General features: G+C 34.0%; 14 protein-coding genes. 10 read left to right on the top strand and 4 right to left on the bottom strand.

Annotated features, from left to right (window positions below):
- Positions 1 to 4 precede the first annotated feature (4 nt).
- The 5 genes from CH364_RS08890 to CH364_RS08870 are packed head-to-tail and all read left to right on the top strand — an operon-like array spanning position 5 to position 7,453.
- Entirely contained in the window at positions 5 to 1,147 is a 1,143-nt protein-coding gene (locus CH364_RS08890) for a class I SAM-dependent methyltransferase (RefSeq protein ID WP_100743149.1), read from the top strand.
- Between the two features lie 20 nt (positions 1,148 to 1,167).
- Positions 1,168 to 2,307: a glycosyltransferase family 2 protein gene (locus CH364_RS08885; RefSeq protein WP_100743148.1), complete on the top strand. Its 1,140-nt coding sequence runs from the start codon at positions 1,168 to 1,170 to the stop codon at positions 2,305 to 2,307.
- A gap of 12 nt (positions 2,308 to 2,319) precedes the next feature.
- Positions 2,320 to 3,927 carry an LA_3751/LA_3752 family putative glycosyltransferase gene (locus tag CH364_RS08880; protein ID WP_100743147.1) on the top strand — a complete coding sequence of 536 codons (1,608 nt, stop codon included), beginning with the start codon at positions 2,320 to 2,322 and terminating at the stop codon, positions 3,925 to 3,927.
- Positions 3,924 to 5,921: an O-antigen ligase family protein gene (locus CH364_RS18905; protein WP_100787845.1), complete on the top strand. Its 1,998-nt coding sequence runs from the start codon at positions 3,924 to 3,926 to the stop codon at positions 5,919 to 5,921. The genes CH364_RS08880 and CH364_RS18905 overlap by 4 nt, the downstream gene beginning before the upstream one ends.
- Complete coding sequence (locus tag CH364_RS08870) at positions 5,921 to 7,453, top strand: hypothetical protein (RefSeq protein WP_125178667.1); 1,533 nt, start codon at positions 5,921 to 5,923, stop codon at positions 7,451 to 7,453. The genes CH364_RS18905 and CH364_RS08870 overlap by 1 nt, the downstream gene beginning before the upstream one ends.
- Before the next feature lie 32 nt (positions 7,454 to 7,485).
- On the opposite strand, the gene CH364_RS18635 is transcribed toward CH364_RS08870, so the two are convergent.
- Positions 7,486 to 8,868 carry a hypothetical protein gene (locus CH364_RS18635; RefSeq protein WP_125178665.1) on the bottom strand — a complete coding sequence of 461 codons (1,383 nt, stop codon included), beginning with the start codon at positions 8,866 to 8,868 and terminating at the stop codon, positions 7,486 to 7,488.
- Between the two features lie 1,194 nt (positions 8,869 to 10,062).
- On the opposite strand from CH364_RS18635, the gene CH364_RS08860 reads away from it, so the two are divergent.
- Both CH364_RS08860 and CH364_RS08855 read left to right on the top strand, forming a co-directional pair.
- A complete protein-coding gene (locus CH364_RS08860) occupies positions 10,063 to 11,472 on the top strand; it encodes a glycosyltransferase family 39 protein (protein ID WP_100743143.1) in 1,410 nt (469 codons plus the stop codon).
- 75 nt (positions 11,473 to 11,547) lie between these two features.
- On the top strand, positions 11,548 to 12,543 hold the full coding sequence (locus CH364_RS08855) for a glycosyltransferase family 2 protein (RefSeq protein ID WP_100743142.1): 996 nt from the start codon (positions 11,548 to 11,550) through the stop codon (positions 12,541 to 12,543).
- 46 nt (positions 12,544 to 12,589) lie between these two features.
- Here the strand turns inward: CH364_RS08855 and CH364_RS08850 are convergent, their stop codons facing one another.
- The gene (locus CH364_RS08850) at positions 12,590 to 14,164 is read right to left on the bottom strand and encodes an LA_3751/LA_3752 family putative glycosyltransferase (protein ID WP_100743141.1); all 1,575 of its coding nucleotides are present in this window, start codon (positions 14,162 to 14,164) and stop codon (positions 12,590 to 12,592) included.
- A gap of 106 nt (positions 14,165 to 14,270) precedes the next feature.
- Here CH364_RS08850 and CH364_RS08845 point away from each other — a divergent pair, with 106 nt between their 5' ends.
- Complete coding sequence (locus CH364_RS08845; protein ID WP_100743140.1) at positions 14,271 to 15,740, top strand: acyltransferase family protein; 1,470 nt, start codon at positions 14,271 to 14,273, stop codon at positions 15,738 to 15,740.
- 49 nt (positions 15,741 to 15,789) lie between these two features.
- Here CH364_RS08845 and CH364_RS08840 read toward each other — a convergent pair whose 3' ends face one another.
- On the bottom strand, positions 15,790 to 17,340 hold the full coding sequence (locus CH364_RS08840) for a phosphatase domain-containing protein (RefSeq protein WP_423790172.1): 1,551 nt from the start codon (positions 17,338 to 17,340) through the stop codon (positions 15,790 to 15,792).
- 44 nt (positions 17,341 to 17,384) lie between these two features.
- On the opposite strand from CH364_RS08840, the gene CH364_RS08835 reads away from it, so the two are divergent.
- Positions 17,385 to 19,163: a UbiD family decarboxylase gene (locus tag CH364_RS08835; RefSeq protein ID WP_100743138.1), complete on the top strand. Its 1,779-nt coding sequence runs from the start codon at positions 17,385 to 17,387 to the stop codon at positions 19,161 to 19,163.
- A gap of 74 nt (positions 19,164 to 19,237) precedes the next feature.
- Complete coding sequence (gene rfaD / locus CH364_RS08830) at positions 19,238 to 20,209, top strand: ADP-glyceromanno-heptose 6-epimerase (protein WP_100743137.1); 972 nt, start codon at positions 19,238 to 19,240, stop codon at positions 20,207 to 20,209.
- Between the two features lie 3 nt (positions 20,210 to 20,212).
- Here rfaD and CH364_RS08825 read toward each other — a convergent pair whose 3' ends face one another.
- Complete coding sequence (locus tag CH364_RS08825; protein WP_100743136.1) at positions 20,213 to 20,512, bottom strand: ArsR/SmtB family transcription factor; 300 nt, start codon at positions 20,510 to 20,512, stop codon at positions 20,213 to 20,215.
- Between the last annotated feature and the right edge of the window lie 51 nt (positions 20,513 to 20,563).

Below are 20,563 nucleotides of genomic sequence, written 5' to 3'. Positions count from 1 at the left end.
TAAAATGTGGAAACGGTTATTTTCATTATTTGAAGGTAGACATTATCGGTATCTATTGGTTGGCGTCCTTGTTTTCTGGATCAATGCTTGGATGGCTCGATGGATATTTACATATATATTTTTTAGTGAAGGGTTTTGGCAAAAAAATCTTGGGAATCTTTTTGCACTAGAATTAGCTCTGCTATTTTCATATCCTCTGCATAAATTTATTACCTGGTTGGAGGGGTGGGAAGATTTTTTCCCGAAACTTATTCAATTCCATATTGTCTCATTTTGGAGTATTTTGATACGCATTATAATTTTTGCGATTATGATATTTGTTGGTTTCGGATGGTTGTCTTCATCTTTTGTTAGCATCGGATTCGTAATTTTGATCAACTTTGTCACCTATGATCAATTTGTTTTTTTAAGAAAACAAGATTCTTTTGTTTCAAATGACTTTAGTTATTCGCTTGAAGGCGAAGGAATTGAGACTCTTGAAACGATAGAAGAAGCAGAAACTTACAATCGTTGGATTACAAGTAAAATTTTAGATTATTTGGGTCAGAGAAATCTAGAGATTGGCGCCGGAACCGGAACAATCGCATCAATCGTATCTGAGAATTTTCCTGTTGAGGTGTATGACTTATCAAAGGAAAATTATTCAATTTTAAAAAAGCGCTTCAAATCGAATTTAAATATTCAGAAGGTTGGCCAAAACATTTTCTCTGTAAAAAATTGGAATCAGTATGATTGTATATACTCATCAAACGTAATGGAACATATACCCGATGATACAGCTGTTTTAAATCATTCTTTAAAATTATTGAAGAAGGGTGGTTTTTTCGTATCAGTGGTTCCTGCACTTCCAATACTATATTCATCCTTTGATAAAAAAATTGGTCACTTCCGACGGTATTCACGAAAAGATATAAAGAGATGGGAAAATTCATTAGAAAAAGGTTTTAGAGTGAAATGGTTAGAAAAATCATATTTCAATCCAATTGGAGCGATAGGTTGGCTCGTTAAAATGAAGCTTTTGAATCAAAAGGCAATCAAAAAACAAGATGCTCTAATTATGAATAGTCTCATTCCGTTTATTGCATGGTTGGATTATTTGCCATTGCCATTTGGTCAAAGTATGATTCTTGTATTAAAAAAGATTTAGATTGTGTGATTTAGTTATATATGGAAAAGCCAGTAGTTACAATTGTTATACCTTGTTTAAATGAACGAAAAACCTTACCCTTTGTTCTTGAAAAATGTAAATCTGTAAAAGAAGAACTCAAAGACAAACTTGAATTAGAAATTTTGGTATCAGATAACGGGAGTGACGATGGCTCTCAGGAATTTGCAAAGAGTTTGGGAGCCAGAGTAGAAAGTTGTCCCGTAAAAGGGTATGGTGCCGCTCTAGATTCAGGAATCCGTAATGCAAAAGGTGAAATTATTGTATTTGCCGATGCGGATGACACTTATGATTTTTTAGAATCGCCAAAGTTAATTTTAAAGTTAATTTCAAGCGGTGCGGATATGGTAATAGGGTCTCGATTAGATGGCACTATTCATAAAGGTGCTATGCCACTTCTACATAGGTATCTCGGCACACCAGTAATTAATTGGATTATTAATCGCTTATATGCTAAGGAATTTAAAATTCGTGATAGTAATTCCGGATTTCGCTGCTTCAAAAAGAGTAGTTATCTGAGTTGGGATGTTCGCAGTAAAGGGATGGAGTTTGCCTCTGAAATGTTGATCAAAGCATTGAGACAAGGTGCTAAGATGGAACATGAACCTGTTTCTCTCTATCCTGATAAACCAGGGAGAACACCTCATTTAAAAACATGGCGAGATGGGATGAGGCATTTACTTAGAATTCTATTTTATGCACCTTATTTTTTTCAGAAGACAGGCTTTATCGTATTGCTTTTGGCTTTTAGTCAATTAGTTTGCGGATTGTTTATTGGCGGTATATGGGAGTTTTACGGCTTCAGAATATATGGAATACATTCTCTTGTTTTACTTTCTTTTGCAGCAATCATTGGGATTAGCATTTGGAACATTGGTCTTCAGATTGCAACTAAACAAAGTATGGTGGAGGGAGTTTACTCTAGAATACTAAATTGGAGCGAGGATAGACTTTTTTTTGTTTTAGTATCTGGGTTTGCCTTAGTGGCAGCTATGTTCATTTATTTGTTGTGGAAGTGGAGTGCCGGTAAGTTTCAATTTTTAAATTTTGAGAGGGAGCTAATTGTAATTTCTACTTCGGGTCTTGTCGTTTTTTTATTTGGAATCAATGCACTTGCAGCTCACATCTTAAAAAGAGATTAACTGTTTATTAGAATGAGAATTCGCCTTCAAGTAAGTATTTTATTCATAGTTTTTTTTCTTTTAGCTATGATTCCTGTATATTATAAATACAGGTGGAATCAACCTAACGTGGCAATCGGTAGCGATCCACAAATCAAATACTACCAAACTTTTGCTTTTTATAAAGAAGGTTTTTCGCAATATTCCCTTCAATGCTTTTTTCCCGCCGGAACAAAGGGCTTTCTTCCGGAAAGCATCCCGTTAGGTTACCCCTGGGCTTTTTTTACATCAAACAATACATGTTTTTTTCAATATCCAATTTTAATGCCAGTTCTTCATGCAATTCTGGCAAAAGTTACCTCGTTTTCTTTTGTTACTTATTTCCCTATATGTTTTTTCTTAATGAATGTCGTTTTTCTTTTCTTGTTATTTAAAAATCTAGGTTTATCGGTTAGCCAAAGTGGATGTGCGACTTTATTTATTCACTTTTTCACTCCAGTATTTTTATCTTCATTAGATTATTCCGAACTTACATTAACAAACGCTTTATTGATTTTATCGCTATTATTTTACAGACGATGTTTCGCTGCTGACAATTTCAGTTTATACTTTTTTGTTTTTTTATCGGGTGTTTGCCTGTCGCTTAATTTTCAATTAAGACCTGAATCTACTTTGGCCTTACTTATATTATTCTTTATAAATTTTATAAAGAATATAAAATCTGGTAAAAATTTTAGAATATTGTTTAGTATTGGCGTTGTTTCTTTCTTGAGTACGTTAGCCTTTTCTTATTGGAATATGAGCATATATGGTCATATCATGGGCATGAGAGGTTGGAATACACTTCAAGATACGGCTATTTTAAAGCTTTCTGGTTATCTAAATAATTGGGTTGCAGATCTCTGGGGGTCTGAATATAAAATAGGTCTTTTCAAAGCTTATCCATTTGCTTTCTTATTTGTTAGTCCTTTTGTATTTTATTATTTTCTAAAATCGAAAAGTGAGAAGTTAAATGAATATTTGATCGCAGGATATTTTTTTATACTTTTGCTTCCATTTATTTCACCTTATCGAGCTGGCGTTGATATTCTAGGATTGCGTTATTATGAAAGTGGTGTGTATTTGATATCTATAGGTTTTTTCCTCTGGATTTTTAAAAACTATAACGCAGAGAAGTCTTTTTTAAATTCGAAAATAGCGAGTTTGACATTTGTTTTTTTGGGTCTTACTGTTCTGTATTTTAGTTACAAATCCAATCTGCGCGCAATTAAACATTGGAGTGGAGCTGCAAAAATATCTCAGGAATACTCGAATGCAATTTCTCAAATTAATCCGGATTTGATAGTTCATCGAGGGCTTTCTACATCTTATCTGATGGGAATTACTTATTTAGAGTATCCCCAGATCACCATTTATTCACAAAAAGATTGGGAGCAAGTTGAACAAATAGTTTTAGAAAGCCGATTTAAGAGAATATTGTATCTTTACTGGCAGGATAATAAACTTGTAAATTACGAATTTCCGCAAGAGATTTGGGAAAAGAAATTTAATATTAATTTTGATTTACGTTTAAACAGCAATTGGAATAGGGAAAGAAGGAAAATTACCCATTTTGATTCCCTTATACTACAACGAAAATGAATTTTGTAATAAAGAATCTTTTTGTTCTTATTCTTTTTTTAGTTTTTGGAAGAACTTTAATCTTTGTTTCGCAAACGCAGTTACATATTAAAACATTTTATCAAACAATTTTTAACCTCTCGATTTTATCGATATCTATCAAACTAGTTTTTAATCGGAAAATTGATATTGAAAGATATGATATTAGATTGTTGGGCTGGCTTGCTTATTGGATAGGGGTTGCTTCCTTTTTTAATTCCCTAGCTGTTAATTATTATAAATTAGGGCGTTATTATTGGGATCCGGATATATTTAGATTTATCCCCTTTTTAATTCCGTGTTTTTTCTTTCTTCTACTAAAGAACTATCGCTCATCAAAGTTTATTTTACAATTTCATATTCTTTGTATATTTTGTTTAACTGGAATCTCATATTCGTTCCTTTTTTCAGAGTTTCCTGAGTTAGCATTTTTATTATTATATCCCTTGGTGATCGCACGAATTTCACCTGAATTTAACAAATCATCAAAGAAAATTCATCGTTCTGTTTATGCTATTTTCATTTTGTTTTTTCTATCAGTAGTTTTTGGTTTCAATTCCCAAGGGTATTTAGTTTACTTTGGTCTATTTTTATTGGTATATCTTCTGTTATCATTTTCGGTTGAGCTAAATTTAAATCTACTTTTAGTTATATTTGCTTTTAACATACTTCAAGTTATTTCTCGGCATTATTATGCGAATGAGACCGTATTAATGTTTACCAAGGATAGTTCCAGTATCATGAACTCTAATAGGGTGGCCGCATATTTAGGAATACACATCGCTTATCTTTTGTTTGGGTTTAAGAGAGCAAAAAATAACAATGAGTCACTATTTTATGCATTTTGTCTCGGTTTATTATTTTTTACTTCTTTAAATCAAATTTCGCGGGCAAGCATAATCGCTAGTGTCGTGATAATTTTTACCTATTTTGCAGTAAGGTTTTTCAGATATTCATATTTGAAATATTTTCTTTTTCTTTTGTTTCTTCTGTTATTCTTCATTCATTTTCTTCCCCTTCATTTTCTTTTTTTTGAAAATATAATCGGATTCGACTGGTCCATGTTAGATACTCTTTCTTCCGGTCGATTAGAGTTATGGAAGGCTTTTTTTAAGATATTTATCAGTTTGGAACCTATTCGTTGGTTCTTTGGTTTGGGCTTTGGAGAACACAATTTTCTATTAGCTTATTTGCCCCAAAAAATAGGAATTGTTTTGGAAACCTTCGCAACTAAAGCAGATGGAGCTTATTTACATACTCATAATTTACCAACGACAATTTTGTTTTATGGAGGTTTTTTGGGATTTGGTCTTTATCTCTTTTTTCTTTTTTTGTTTGTTAGGTCATGTTTTTTAGTAATAAAAGAAAAGAGTGAGTTCCAACTTGCACATTTCGCAATTTTATATTTTTTGATTCATAATTCTTTTGATATGCTTTTGGATGTATATCCCGTTTGTTTGTTGCTTGCTTTGTCTTTCAATCCCTTGTTGATCAATAAAGAAGAAGAACATAATATTGTAAGTCACAAAAAGTTAAAATTATTTTTTTTCCCAATTTTGATTATCTTCTCTATTTTTCTTATATCAAGATTGATTTATAAATATGAGTTTTTCTATAACCAAACTGTTATTAATAGATACTATGATAAAAACCATAAATGTAACTTAGTTAGATTTCCTCAGGAAAATGTAATTGAGAAGCCAAAAATTCTTAATCTATCATCTTTTTCAATTCTTCCTCCTGATTTTCCTTCATATCGCTATTCACAGGAGAAGTTTTTATTCCACTATTCTCAATTACATAGTAGTTCACAAACTCCTTTAAAAAATTATGATCAAATTTTGGGATACTGCGAAAAACATCATTTTCGACCAATCTTATGTGAGATTAATCTCAAACATTGGAGAGGCGAAGATGTTGAAGCACTTTGGATCGGAAAAAGAGTCGAAGATTGTTTGTTGGATTTTGTTCGCTAATGAAAAATAAGATAGTTTTATTCACAGCTGTAGTCGCAATTTTCTTAGTCAATTTTTACTACCGCTCATTCACTTTTAATTACTCAACTATTGACTGGGATGAACTAACTTATTTTATAATGGGTAATTCTATCTTAAATGGATCTTTGCCATATCGTGATTTTTGGGACTTGAAACCACTCGGTATATATTTGATCCATACTTTTACACTACTTTTCTTTGATTATTCAATTTTAACAATGAGGTTGAGTGCTTACTTTTTTTCTAGCATCTTGGGAGTTATTCTTTTTATTTCTAACTATAGAAAACGATTTTGGGAGTCGTTATTGATTTCTTTTGTTTTTTTATATAGTTTAATTTATTATTCATCAGGTTTAGCTTCTAATACTGAAATTTATTTTCTTTTTTTTGAATCGATTTCGTTTTATATGCTTTTTGTTGCAAGGGAGACGGGTGTAAAAAGAAAACGAATCGCTTTCTTCGTATTAGGTACTGCATTTATTGTAAAATACATTGTTGTTTTTGATGTAATTTTTTTCTTTTTAGTCTCTTTTGTATTTTCATTGCGTGACGAAAAAACAAAAAAGATAAGTTCAAAACACGAAATACTTAATAAAATCTTTTTCGAGTATTTTCTTCATGCATTTACCTTTTTAGCTCCATTTATGATTACTGCAGCTGTATATTTCTATTTAGGTTCTTTTGATTTATATTGGAATTCCATTTTAGCAGTAGGGAAAAGTCATGTTCGACTTTCGACAATGTTTGAAAAAATTCAATTTATCTTAACTTTGAAATATTTTTACTTGGCATCGCTTGTGTTTGTTGGTTACCATTTTTCTTCGATTAAGAAACCTGTTTTGGATCGAAAATCTTGCGTTGCTTTAGGATGGTTTTTGACGTCTTCTCTGGGGGCAGTTTGGACGGGCTTTTTATATCAGCATTATTTGTTGGCGGTAGTTTTCCCAATTTTGCTTTTTATATCTTTTGTAGTCTTTGATTTTGAAAAAGTTTTCGGTAAAGGAAAAATTACTCGGCTCGTTTTACTTCTCTGTATTATCGGCTTTTCCATTTTTTCCATACGCAAGAGAAATCATATTGCTAAAACATTAAATTCTATACCTGATCAAGGTTTGTTTATGGCTGATGCAATCCGTCAGATATCATTGAATCAGTTTTCAGGGGATGCACATTTCTTTGTCGCAGCAGGGAGCCATGCACCATATGTTATATTGAATCAACTGCCACCAGTTAAATACATTCAACCAAATAACTATTTGGAAAAAACATTTGCCGTTAATCTTTCCATTTCGGGAAAAGCGGTAATTTCGGATATTATTAAACAGAACGTAAATATTGTAACATGGTGTAACGCAAAGACCATTGATGAAATATTGCGATTAGCGGGAGATGATAGCGATTACTCCATAGAGTTTGTTACAGCATTACAGACTTTTCTAAGAGATTATAGTTTTAAATCCGTTAAAATTGAAAAAGATACCACCTGCACCCTTTATTATAAAGGAGTCTAATTTTAAGTTAAATAGCCGCTTTAAATATAGCTTTAGTTAGTCGGTTTTTGTCTATATTGGTATATTTCAAGTTCTGATAACATAAAGACTGCATATGGTGTTGTTTTGTTTATTCGAATTTCTAAATGAGTGGAGTTACAATTGTTAATTTCAAAAAACATAAACTGATTTGAAATCGGTCTGGAAAGGAAGTTTTCAATATCTATTTTTGGTAAGTTATATTTTTTTGTAACATTTCCACAGGAAATATCTAATCCATAAGGCAGACGCTCTAAAAATGGACCGGAATTTAATTTTACAATGAATGATTCTTTAGAGGCAGAGTTCACTCGGATTTTAATGAAATCTGAATTTGTTTGGAACCCTGATGAAAAACTTTGCCAATAGGTTTTCATCTTCTTGTCATTAAGAAATTCTTGTTTCTTTGAAACGGAGGTTTCTTCGATTACGTATTCGACCGGCTCGATCTCTTTTCCATTATTACTGCTAAATTTATTCGTCGTTTCGATTTGTTTCGAAATTTTGAATAGATATAAATGATTGGCATTGTCGTAGCTCAACAATTCTAAAGATCCCGGAATTTTAAAATCGAGGTTAGAGATTTTATTACCAGGGGTAGATTTTGGATACGAAATGGCTATATGAGAAATCCCTAATTCTGCCAAGTATTGGACTAGATCATCTGTAAGAAAATTATTGTATAATAAATTTATTAGATAATATTGGAAAGGTAAGGTCAGTCCAGAATAACCATTCGGTGTTCTATATGTTGTATTCAAAAGATACCATTCAGGAAACCCATCATCATTTAATGTATAGCTTCCTTTTTTTTTCTTTATGAAAATAATATTAGAGGTTGTTGGTAATTCCAGTTTCAGAGCATTGATTTGTTCTGGGAGTTTACTAGTTTCTTTGATCGTAGTTAAAAAGAAAAATTCTGCGAATACTATCAAGAATACTATAATTTGTAGTTTGAAGTTTTTTTGCATTGAGACAGTTTTTGCAAACGTAAGCAAAAACATTGAGATAAAAAACCAACTAATAACAAAAATCCGAGAGGGAACTCTTAGGTTTTTGAAACCAGGGAGAATATGGTATAGAATTGTATATGGACCAGGGATTTCAACGTTGTATATAGATATGATCGGCCCTAGGCTAAATAAGAAAAAAAGAAAAGATAGGCCAATGAAAATCCAACCAGTTTTTGATTGGATTTTTGGAGTTAATAAAAAGACTAAAACGGCGACTAATGGCAAGAATCCTAAATGTGCACTATTATGAGTTTCTCCATTTAAAATGATGTCAGGGAAGTTCGAAATTAAATGAGGAATACGTAAGATAGAAAGAGCGGTGTTTGAATAGTATTGGTTTTCGAGCAATAAACGTTTGGGATATAATTCAAAATTATGAATCATAAACCACCCATAGAATATAAAAATTGTAAAAATAAAAAGTAATGCTGGCGTTATTAAAATTAGAGCTAATTTTATCTTTGCTTTATTAAAAATTATTTCGCTAATGTTTTTTATATTTTTTATTCTCAATGAATCGGTAATAAAAAATGCCAGAAAAGAGAAGTATAAACCATATAACCCGAAATAATTGCAGGAGAAAAATTGTAAGGTAAGTACTAAATAGATTAGAAATAGAAATTTTTTTTTGTTTGTATCACTATACCGAATGGCAAAGGCAAAAATAAGAGGGAAGCCGAATGCGAATTGGTTTTGTAGGTGTATGTATTGAATTGCAAAGAAGTGACCGCTACTATAGATTATGGAAACTAAAATGGATGATGCTACATCGTTTCTTAAAAGCCGGGATAGATAGTAAAAACTAAGAAAATTAAAGGTATATGCAGTAATGAAAAGCGAGTTAAATGCAATGATTTTGCTCCCTGTCAGTATTTTTAGTAGGTAATATAATATTGTGGGAAAATATAGAGGCTCCGTGAATAGGTTTGTTTCTGTATATGGATACAAGCCGTTACTTGAGTAGATTGCCAAGAAGTCTTGGCCGTTCAAAACGTTCGAAAAATTAATCAAATTTCGCTCTAATATGGTTAAAACAAGAACATTATCCACTCCATCTCCAACAAGTTGAGAGTTTGTAAAAGCAAAATGAAGTTTTAGTAGCGGAAGAATAAAGCACAACAGAAATAAGACGACGGGAGTGACCATTTTCATAAGACGATTGCTTTGATTTTCTCTGCGTTGCATGTTCCCATCGATTTATGGCAAAAACTCAGATAAGATTTTATCCTTATTTTTCTTTGTCGATTAGAAAATGAAAGTTTCCAAAAAAGAGTTTGTTTATAGTAAGGATACTCGGTTTAAAGATTGATTTTGAAAATAGAGTGAGAAATCTTTTGTTGTCCCATTTAACTAGAATTTGTTATTTTAATTGTTCCTTTCTTGATACTCTATTGATGCCAACTTACTTTTGATTTCTTTTTTGTTTTTTACAAATTTATATGATGTCCTTAGTATGTAAAAAACAAAGGTTAAGACTTAATTCTTGAAATCATTATTTTGGATTAAATCTGCAGTCTCAATTCGATTGAGGTTCGTGTTAATTCCGCATAGCGGGAAGTCGTTAACTGTTGAGGAAAAATGACAAATCGATATCTTTCTTTGCTTTGGAAAATTCGGATAGAAGTTGGTATCGCTGTTTCAATTCTTCTAGGGATTTTCCTACGTCTTTTCAAAATAGATAGGCAAAGTCTTTGGGGAGACGAATTTTTCTCTGTTTATGCCTCCTCGTTGACTGAATGGTCTGACTTTTGGTCTTATATAGATAATGATCCACATCCTCCTCTATTTCAGATTTTACTTTCCCTTTGGATAAAATTTTTACCTAGTTTTACCGAAATTGGTGTAAAAATATTTCCTGTTATTATTTCAATACTGAATTTAATTCTAATTTTCCTTTTAACAAAACATTGGGAAAGTTTGAAACGATTTTTATTTATCTTTTTTCTCTCTCTTTCCCCTGGTGCTATCTATTATTCTCAAGAGGTGAGATCATATTCATTGTTGTTATGTTTGACATCGGTGATCGTTGTGCTCATTCACAATCTGGAATATAACAAGGCGAAAGTTAGCAATTGGGTTTTTATTGGATTACTTTCTGTTTTAACCTCTTATGTTCATTTGTTCGGATTTATTTTCGTAAGTAGTTTATTTTTTGTTTATTGGCTATTATCATTTAGAAATCGAGATCAGTATGCTGTTCGTTTTTTTACACTAGGAATTTTGACTTCCATTACGTTTTTACCATTTATATTCCATTTGGCTCAAAGTGCAAAAATTGAAACAGCCTCCTGGATTGATTCACCTAACTTAGTCCTTTTTTTGACTTATTATACTTTGTTTTACGCAACGTCAAAGAAAATCTTTATTTTTACAATGGTTATTCCTATCTCGGTTTTTACTTATTGGGTAATCAAAGTTATTCGAAATCTGCGAGAAAGAACGGAACATTTTTTTTTCTCGAATTCTACTAATTTTCTTTTAGTTGCCGCCTTTATTATTTTTTCTACTTTGTTGTTTTCCTTCTATAAGCCGATAGTGACAAATCGAAATTGGATTGTAACATTACCGTTGTTGTATTTGTTTGCTGCAGATCAAATGAAGGGAAAATTTGAGAACAAATATCTGGTGATCTTATTTTTTTTGATTAGCCTGTTATCATTATTTGAATTTAAGAAGAATTTTTATACTTCCTTTAAGGAAGATTGGCGAGGAACGGCTAAGTATATTTCTTCAAATTGTGCTAAGCCTATTGTTCTGACAGATTCTTTTCCCGAATTTCTATCAGTTTATTTACGCTGGAATCATTCAGAAGGGTTCCAGCCATTAATTTTGAGAGAATCCGTAACGATTTCACAATCAAATATTTGTGTGGTAAATCGACAAATAGGTGGCAATGGTTTGCACTTTTCTTCTAATCCCAATTTTGTTAAAGTTAAAGATACAATTTTGTATGGTTTTACGATTGAAGAATATGAAAAAAATAAATAGAATTTTACTGATAAATCTTAGCATTACTACTATTTTTAGAATTTTATCCTACAAGATTCGGAAGCTAAATGCCTTATGAAATATTTTTTAGAAATTAGAAAAAATCCTAATTTGCTTTCTATCATTATTCCATGTTATAATGAAGAATCAGTTCTTCCTTATTTAAAAGATCGACTTAATCTTTTTTTAAAAACACTGCCAGCGAAAGCCGAAGTAATTTTTGTGAATGATGGTAGTGATGATCATACTATTTTTCAATTAGTTGAATGGTCAAAAGAAGATCCGCGCATTCAAGTAGTAAGTCTTTCTCGTAATTTTGGTCATCAAATAGCGGTCACTGCCGGGATGGATTACGCCAAGGGTGATGCAATCGTCATCATGGATGCGGACTTACAAGATCCCCCGGAAGTTATTTTGGAGATGTTAGCTAAATATAGAGACGGATATGATGTTGTCTATGGTCAAAGACTAGCTAGGTCGGGGGAGTCCTTCTTTAAAAAAGTGACGGCTTGGGCCTTCTATCGGATTATGAAAGTATTGGTTCATAAAGATCTTCCATTAGATTCTGGTGATTTTCGACTCATTTCTAGAAGGTGTTTAGATGCTTTAAATGGCTTACGTGAAAACCATAGATTCCTGCGTGGAATGAATGCTTGGATTGGTTTTCCGCAAACACCAGTTTTTTACAATCGAGATCCTCGCGTAGCAGGTGAAACAAAATACCCGTTGCGAAAGATGTTAAAACTTGCGATGAATGCTGCAGTGTCTTTTTCCCCTTTACCATTGAGGTTTAGTTTGGGTCTTGGTATCATTGTTGCCATCATAGGTTTTGCTGTAGGTGCATATGCCTTGTTCCGAGCTTTTCAGCATTTTATTTTACAGATGCCTATTGTATATAATCCGGGATGGGCGACAATTGTAACGCTCATTTGTCTGATTGGCGGATCTATTCTTATATCTATCGGAATATTGGGTGAATATATTGCTCGTATCTTTGAGGAATCTAAGGGCCGACCTCTATATGTCGTAGAGTTTGTTAAGGGAAAAACAATAAAATCAAAAAAGAAATGATCTATTGTTGATAAGTTCGATTAAATTTTCCCTGATTTTCGATTTCTTAGCCTTTCGATTTAAGAGTTCCAATCCAAATGCGATATGTCTGTCGATCCAGAATATGGAAATCTTCGGTTATGATTCGCATTTGATCTTCTAATCGATTTATATCCCAATCAGAAATGGGATAACCAGACTTTCGTTTATCTTCGTTTATTGCGTCTTTTATTTCTTTCGAAAATAGATCAGGATTCCAGGCAACAAACGCAACTTTTTGATTTGGGTATAATGGTGCGATTCTCTTAAGTAAGTTGGTATTTGAATCAGTTGTATATGAAACAATTACTGTGTGACTGAAATAGTAAGTTCCGCTTGTGTATAAGTTTAGATAATCCTGGAATACTAGAATATCGGGTTTTATTTCCTCTAAAATTGGAGAGAACTTTTTTACTAAGTTTGTTTTTGTTTTTTGTATTTTGGCCCCTATGATACCCATGGAAAAAGAGAAAAGACCAAAGCTAATCAAAAAGGCAAAAAACACCTTTTTCTTTTTTTTATAAAAATATGGAACCAATGGTTTCAGCAGGTATATATAAGGAAAAATTAATATAGTATAGAATCGAGGTCCCCAGTTGTTAAATCCGTCGTTTGGCGCAATCCAGGGAATTATCAGTAAAGTTCCCGTCATTGCCACTAACAGTGACTTTTTTGAATCAGCAATTTTGTTAAATCTGAGCCAATAAAAAAATATAAGAAATAGTGCAAAGGGAATATATCCGAAGAAGCCAATTTTTAAATTGGAAAAAAACAATAAACTCTGAAACCACTGTAATCTTTCTGAGAATGCAACCGCAAATCCTTCACTATTTGCCAAGAAGCGTGTTCCTAGAAAATGTCCATATAACAATTGATTTATGGTCATCTGAACTAATAGAAACATAAACATTGATGTAAAAAAGTAAAAATAGATTTGGAAATAAGTTATGAATTGATGGACTCCTCTTCTTTTTACAAAAAAGAAAGCATGTGTTAAAAAAAATAATCCCAAAAAAGGCAAAGTGTCCAATCGAACAGTGATTACCCAGGCTAATGCCAAACCAGCTAAACCATTGTGAAACCTTGACTTATTTTTTCTTAAAAAAGGACTGAGGCCATAGATAGAAAAGGCAAAAACTGCAGGAAATTCTGAATATTCCCAACTTAACGGCCATAGGAAAGTAGTGAAATAGGTTAGTATAAGCAAAAACAAAGAAAAGTTATAATGCTTGTTTAGTATGAAAAAACCAAGAGCTAAGAACACAAACGAAGTATATGGTAAGAATTCTATCCGTAAAAATGATAAAAACGGAGCCATGAGGAATGCAAATTGTAAAGGGAAAGCGCTCACTAGTTTTTCTTTATATTGGATGCGTAAATTTTTTGCTAAGTGAAAGAATTCAAGAGAGGGATCAAACGTTTTTGCAGGGTAATACAAATCCTCTCCTAAAAAATGGTTTTTCCAAATAGAGAGTGTTTGTACTGCTTTATCGTGACTGTCTTGAAAAAGGGAGAAGCGCGGTTGAGTATATTCAATCGAATAAAAAACTGCCAGAGTAAATGATATCCAAAAGATCCAGTTTTTAATTTTGCCTTCTTTCATTTAAATGAAAATTCCTTTTGTCCAATTTTTAATTCAAAAGCTATGATATGAATTATCGATTGCATTCCTATGATTTATCAAGACATAGTGCCAATATCGTACCAATATGAAAGAATATTTTATTGAAATTTTTAAGAAAAACAAAAAGGAAATTAATGAGTTGTACGGAATTCGTGCCCTCAGTTGTTATTTTGTAATTTTATTTCACTGTTTTGCGTTCTCTTTGGAGTCTTTTCCCGGTCATTATGCACCATATTTATCCAATGCCCAAAATGTTGAATTTTTAATGAGTTTGTTTTTTGTGATCAGTTCCTTTTTAGTTTCAACTTCCTTTTCAAGAGAACTAGAGAGAGCAAGTTTTTTAGAAAGTTGGAAGAACTTTGTGATCAAACGCTCGTTAAGGATCTTTCCTGCCTTTTATTTGATTCTTTCTATTACGATTCTAATAATGGCCGGAATTTTGAAGAAAAGCCAAGGAATGGATGGTGTTAGTTCATTTGCGGAAGGACTTGTTGGTTTAAAATTAAAACTATCTTATTGGTGGACTGATCTTACTTATATTTCCAATTATTTTCCTAACCGAATTTTGGTACATGGTTGGTCGCTTTCCATGGAAGAACAGTTTTATTTGGCAATGCCGATTGTTTTTTTGTTTTATACGAAGTTCTTACGGAATCGAAATCAAAAGGTTAGTTTTTTGATTTTTCTTTTACTTCTCCCCAATTTCATTCGTTATTACTATTTTCTGAATGTGCCAATGGAATCGTTTGAAGTGTATGTTCAGACTTTATTTCATCCAATACATACTCATTTTGAACCATTTGTTTATGGGATATTGCTGATGGAACTCTGGCGGGCAGGAAAAGTTTCTGCTAACCTGCCAGGTGCAAAAATAAGTTTTTTTATTTTATTTTTTGTTTTGTTTTCACTTTTCTGCTATATTTGTACATTAGAATTTTCTGAATCTAGACAGTTTTTTATCATCTATCGAATTAGTTTTTATTCTTTTTTTGCTTTTGTTATTGTTTTTGGTGCCGTGGGTGGATTTTTTTCCAAAGTGTCTTGGTTTTTGGCAAACCCCTTATTAGTGTTTGTGGGTAAGTTGAGTTATGGGATTTATTTGGTACATATGTTGGTAAATACAACAGTTATGTTGTCTGTTTTGGATCATAAAGTCACAGCAAATAATGATTTAAGTCGATTGTTAAAAGCGTCAGTAATTAGTTTGATGGTATCCACAATAATTGCACTCATTAGTTACCTTATCGTGGAGAAACCATTCTTAAAAATCCGTGAGTGGACTCAGGCAAGGTTCGATATTTCTACAAATAGTTTTTATTATGTAAAGGGGAATGTGAAAGAAAGAATTTTGGTATCTTTCTTTTTAACTCTTCTTTCCTTTTTTCCATATTTTGTGATCAAACAAATGATAGCTGTCGACTTTATCCCAGGAGGGCAGACATCTAATTTTTTCTTATGGACGGCAATGTTCATTCCTATTGCAATCAACATAGTAAGTCTGGTTTTGAAAAAGAAATTGTTTTTTTACTTTTATCTCAGCCGATTCCAAGACTAACTTGGAATATTTCTTTTTCTGAATTTATCAATGATCCAGTGTTTTGTGATTAAGTTTGGAAGGCTGCAATAAGACCTTCCTTTACTTTTTGTTTTGTACCTTCTGCTTTTTTTGGTAAAGTCAATTCGTCGATTAATTTCAACAAAAATCCTTCATCCACAAGTTTTCCTTCCAATACTTTCCCAATCATTCCCGCCACAATTGTTAGAATCTGTTCTGGATTTAAGTATCCTTCTGATTCTAATATCATTGCCATTCCCATCGCACCCTCAGTTCCGTAAAACGCTTGTTCCTTTGTGAAAAGTGCGTCGTACATTCCTGTTGGCAATGCTTCCTTTACTTTTTCACGCATTTCTACTTCATTTGGTCCATGATTTGTTTTGTTGATGAGGCTGAGTGAAACTGGATTTACGGTTCCATGAATTCTATGAATTTCTTCAGCCAGAAGCCGGATTTTTTTGGCTGAATCTCTGGTGATGGCATCGCGACCAAGAAAGTTTAGTTTGTATAAATACTCTTCCAATTCATCTCCACCCAGTTTGCCCATACAAATGATTTGGTAAAGAGTAAAGATCATATAATCAGATTCTGTATTGTCACCAAGAAGAATTTCTTTTGCTTCAGTGGGAAGATACACTCTGTCATAGAGAAGGATAGAAAGTTTGTAAGACATTTGGTCAAATAAACTCTGATAGGAAGCTCCTAAGAATTTTTTAGTCCGTGACCAAGCGGGCTTAAATCCATTTTGCAAAAATTCGATTGGGTTGAAGATCGTTCCGAGAACTTTATCAAAAACACCTTTGATGGTTCCTTCTAAATATTTTAAATGTAAGGATTCAATTTGGATATTGTCCTTAGCAATTGTCGCAAGCATCGTGCGGCGAAAGAAGTGGGGGCTTGCTGAGATAAAAGCAAGAGGAGCGTTTGTCAGAGAGGTTCTGAGTTCCCGATACAATTCTGGCATACCAGGTAGCGCCTGTTTTTGGTTAGGTGTTTCGAACACTGCCGTGAACTTCCCTTTTCCCGAATGAATGTCTGTGGCAAGGTAGGTTTGGTCGATGTCCGAAGTCACCACCATTCCTTTGTAGTCTTCGGCAAGGATCCTAAGTTTTCCTTTCCCCACAATGGTTGTTTTTCCTAAAATAGAATCTTCCGTATTGTTTAGGTGAGCTAAGTCTTTGGAGTATTGACGAAAACTATCTAGACCTTCCAGGATGACTTGAAAGTCATGAAACCCAACAGGGAGTTTGTCTCGGATTTCGCAGGAAAAAAATCCATCTTCATCCGCTTTGATTTTGCCTGAGGTGTAAATTTTGGTACCACTCGCATCGTATACTTCTAATTTTAAAACAGGTTTTCTTACAGGAGCCAAAGAGAAATCTAAGAAGGGTGTGATTTTTGTTTCTTCTCCAATAAAAAGACCTGTCATCAGATCCCAAAGGCCTTCTGCCTTCATAAGATCTGTAATCCCAACATCAACCACTTGGCCTCGCACATACGAGCGCCTCTCTCTTCCTAAAGATCCTCCGCAGACAGCAATTCTTTTGATATCGGTAATGATTGGTTGTGTGGTATTTGGTTCTTGGGACATAGAATTTATGCCCTTAAGAGTTTAAGAAAACGAGGAGCCGTCCATTCCTTTTTATGGTTTCACTACGATCTACCAATGATTTTGTCCGACTTTTGCAAACAGAGGGAGAACTCCATGTGATTTCTGATCTCGTGGACCCCCATCTGGAACTGGCAGAAATCCAGAGACGAGTTGTAGCAAAAAAAGGCCCAGCCCTTCTTTTTACCAATGTCAAAGGGACCAAGTTTCCTGTGGCCACCAATCTTTACGGATCTGAAAAACGAATCCATTTGGCCTTTGGGCCAAAACCTGTGGCGACCATCCAAAGACTGGCCAAACTCGCAAAAGAGATATTTCCCCCGAGGTTTTCTAAACTTTGGAAAGAACGGTCCCTAGGACTTTTGCCTTTCCAAGTAGGTTTAAAACAGGTGAGAAGGGCCCCAGTTCTCTCTGGTAGCGTTTTATCCACACAAGAGTTGCCCCAAGTGGTTTCTTGGCCAAAGGATGGAGGAGCCTTTGTCACTCTACCTCTGGTATATACACAACATCCAGAGTCGGGGAATGGAAATTTAGGCATGTACCGTGTGCAGCTTTTCAAAGATAAAACTGTAGGAATGCACATCCAAATCCACCGCGGTGGAGGATTTCATTATTATGAAGCAGAAAAAAAAGGAGAGTCTCTGCCGGCTCATGTCTACATTGGTGGACCGCCAGCCTTAACCATCGCCGCTGTGGCACCACTTCCTGAAGAGATTCCAGAACTTGTTTTTGCCTCCTTTCTTATGGGTGAAAAACTCCGGATGAAAAAAGACAAAACAATTTCTCCCTATCCCATTGTGGCAGATGCCGATTTTGCTCTTATAGGTTCCATCCCACCGTACGCAAGAAAACCAGAAGGTCCCTTTGGTGACCACTATGGATACTATTCTTTGTTACACGATTATCCTTATTTAGACCTAACCCATGTCTTACATAGAAAGGATGCCATCTGGGCGGCTACTGTAGTGGGAAGGCCTCCCCAAGAAGACCATTACATCGCTGAATTTTTGCAGGATTTATTATCTCCTATGTTCCCGCTGGTGATGCCGCAGGTACTTGGTGTTTGGGCCTACGAAGAATCGGGAGTCCATTCCCTTGCTGCCGCAGTGGTGAAGGAAAGGTATTTTCGCGAAGCCTTTATGGGGGCACTTCGCATTTTAGGAGAAGGGCAACTATCACTCACAAAATGTTTACTTGTCACAAACGAACGAGTGAATTTAAAAAACTTTTCAGAAACTTTCAAAGTCATCACAGAACGATCAGATCCAAAAACTGACTTTTTTATTTTTAGTCATATCAGCCAAGACACTTTAGATTATACAAGTGGAACCGTGAACAAAGGTAGCAAACTTTTATGGATGGGAATTGGAGACACAAATGCACCTGTAAAATTTCCAAATCTTCCGCGAGAGTTTACTGGAAATTTCAAAGACAAACGTTTCACCAAACCAAAAGTTTTTTTACCAGGAGTCCTTGTGGTGGAAGGTTCACTTCATTCTAAAAATGACCAATTGGCAATTGCCTTATTAGAGGAAGACCTCGGTCGTTTCCATTATGTATTTCTTGTGGATGATTCCGAAGATGCTGTGCGAACAGATTCAGATTTTATATGGACGATGTTTACAAGGATGGAACCTGCATCCGATGTTTATGCTAGAACAGAAACCAAACAGAATCATATCGCATACCAAGTCCCGATTGTATTTGATTGCCGAATGAAACCCTGGATACCAGAAGTCCTTCTTCCTCTTCCAGAAACGGTAAAACAAGTAGATACAAAATTTGGAAAAATCGTCGATTCGATAGGAAAGTAATCATTTGATTTTCCTAGATCTGCAAAAAAGTTAATAGTAAGAAAGTTTGGATAGAAAAAACTAAAAAGAAACCAATGGCAAAAAAACTAACACTCGTCACTGGAGGCGCAGGCCTCATCGGATCACAAATCATTGAAGATCTAAATCATAATGGGAAAACTGATATCTTGGTTGTTGACCATCTGGGAACATCAGAAAAATGGAAAAACCTTCAAAGAAATTTTTTTCTAGATTATTACGAAAAAGATAAATTCGAAGCGATGTTCGATTCGGGAAATTCAATCTTAAACGAAATATCTGAAATTTACCATTTAGGTGCTTGTTCTGCTACTACAGAAAAAGATGCCACCTACCTAATGCAAAATAACTTTCATTATACGAAAAAATTGGCAGAATATGCTGTAGGCAAAAACATTCCTTTCCTTTATGCTTCCAGTGCTGCCACTTATGGTGAAGGAGAATTCGGTTACAACGACAAAGCCGCTATCGAAAATTTAAAACCGCTAAATATGTATGGATATTCCAAACAGTTATTTGATCTTTATGCCAAAAAAGTGGGGATCGCAGACAGACTTGTGGGACTTAAATATTTTAATGTGTTTGGCTACGGGGAAGCGCACAAAGGGGAAATGCGAAGCCTTGTTTTGAAAGGATATGAACAAATCCGTGATACCGGAAAATTAAAATTATTCAAATCCTATAAACCCGAATACAAAGATGGGGAACAAAAACGGGATTTTTTATACGTAAAAGATGCTAGTAAAATCAGTATTTACCTTCTTTCTGAACGAAAGTACGGATTGTACAATGTTGGTAGGGGGATTGCTGAAACTTGGAACGACTTAGCGAACGCTTTGTTCGCATCCATGGAGAAACCGGTCAATATCGAATATGTGGAAATGCCAGATTCATTAAAAGGCAAATACCAATATTATACCTGTGCTGAAATGGAGAAGATAAGTCAGACTGGATATCCCTTTGGTTATACAAACCTCAGGGACGCAGTCGCAGAATACGTTCGGTTCTTATTAGAAGAAAGGAACTGATGTTTACTTTTTATACACTTTGACAATCGTTTGGATTAAGTCTTTGAATTTAGGGTCCTTTAAACTATAAAATACCTGGTTTGAGGACTTACGTGATTCTAAGATTCCATTGTTTTTCATCTTACTTAAGTGTTGGGAAGCCGCAGACTGGCTGGTTCCTAACAGTTCGACAAGTTGGCCGACTGTTTTTTCTTCTTTGGCAAGGGTGTATAGAATCAGTAAACGAATAGGGTGAGCAATACCTTGTATTCCTTTAATGGCTAGTTCCAATTGTTGTTTCGAGAGTTCTGTTTTTATTTTCATCACTAAAGATTCCGTTATATCCTTATGACGAATGTATACTGATTTTACCTA

The organism is Leptospira harrisiae (assembly GCF_002811945.1).
Lineage (GTDB): Bacteria > Spirochaetota > Leptospiria > Leptospirales > Leptospiraceae > Leptospira_A > Leptospira_A harrisiae.
This window is presented reverse-complemented; position numbering and strand designations above follow the sequence as displayed.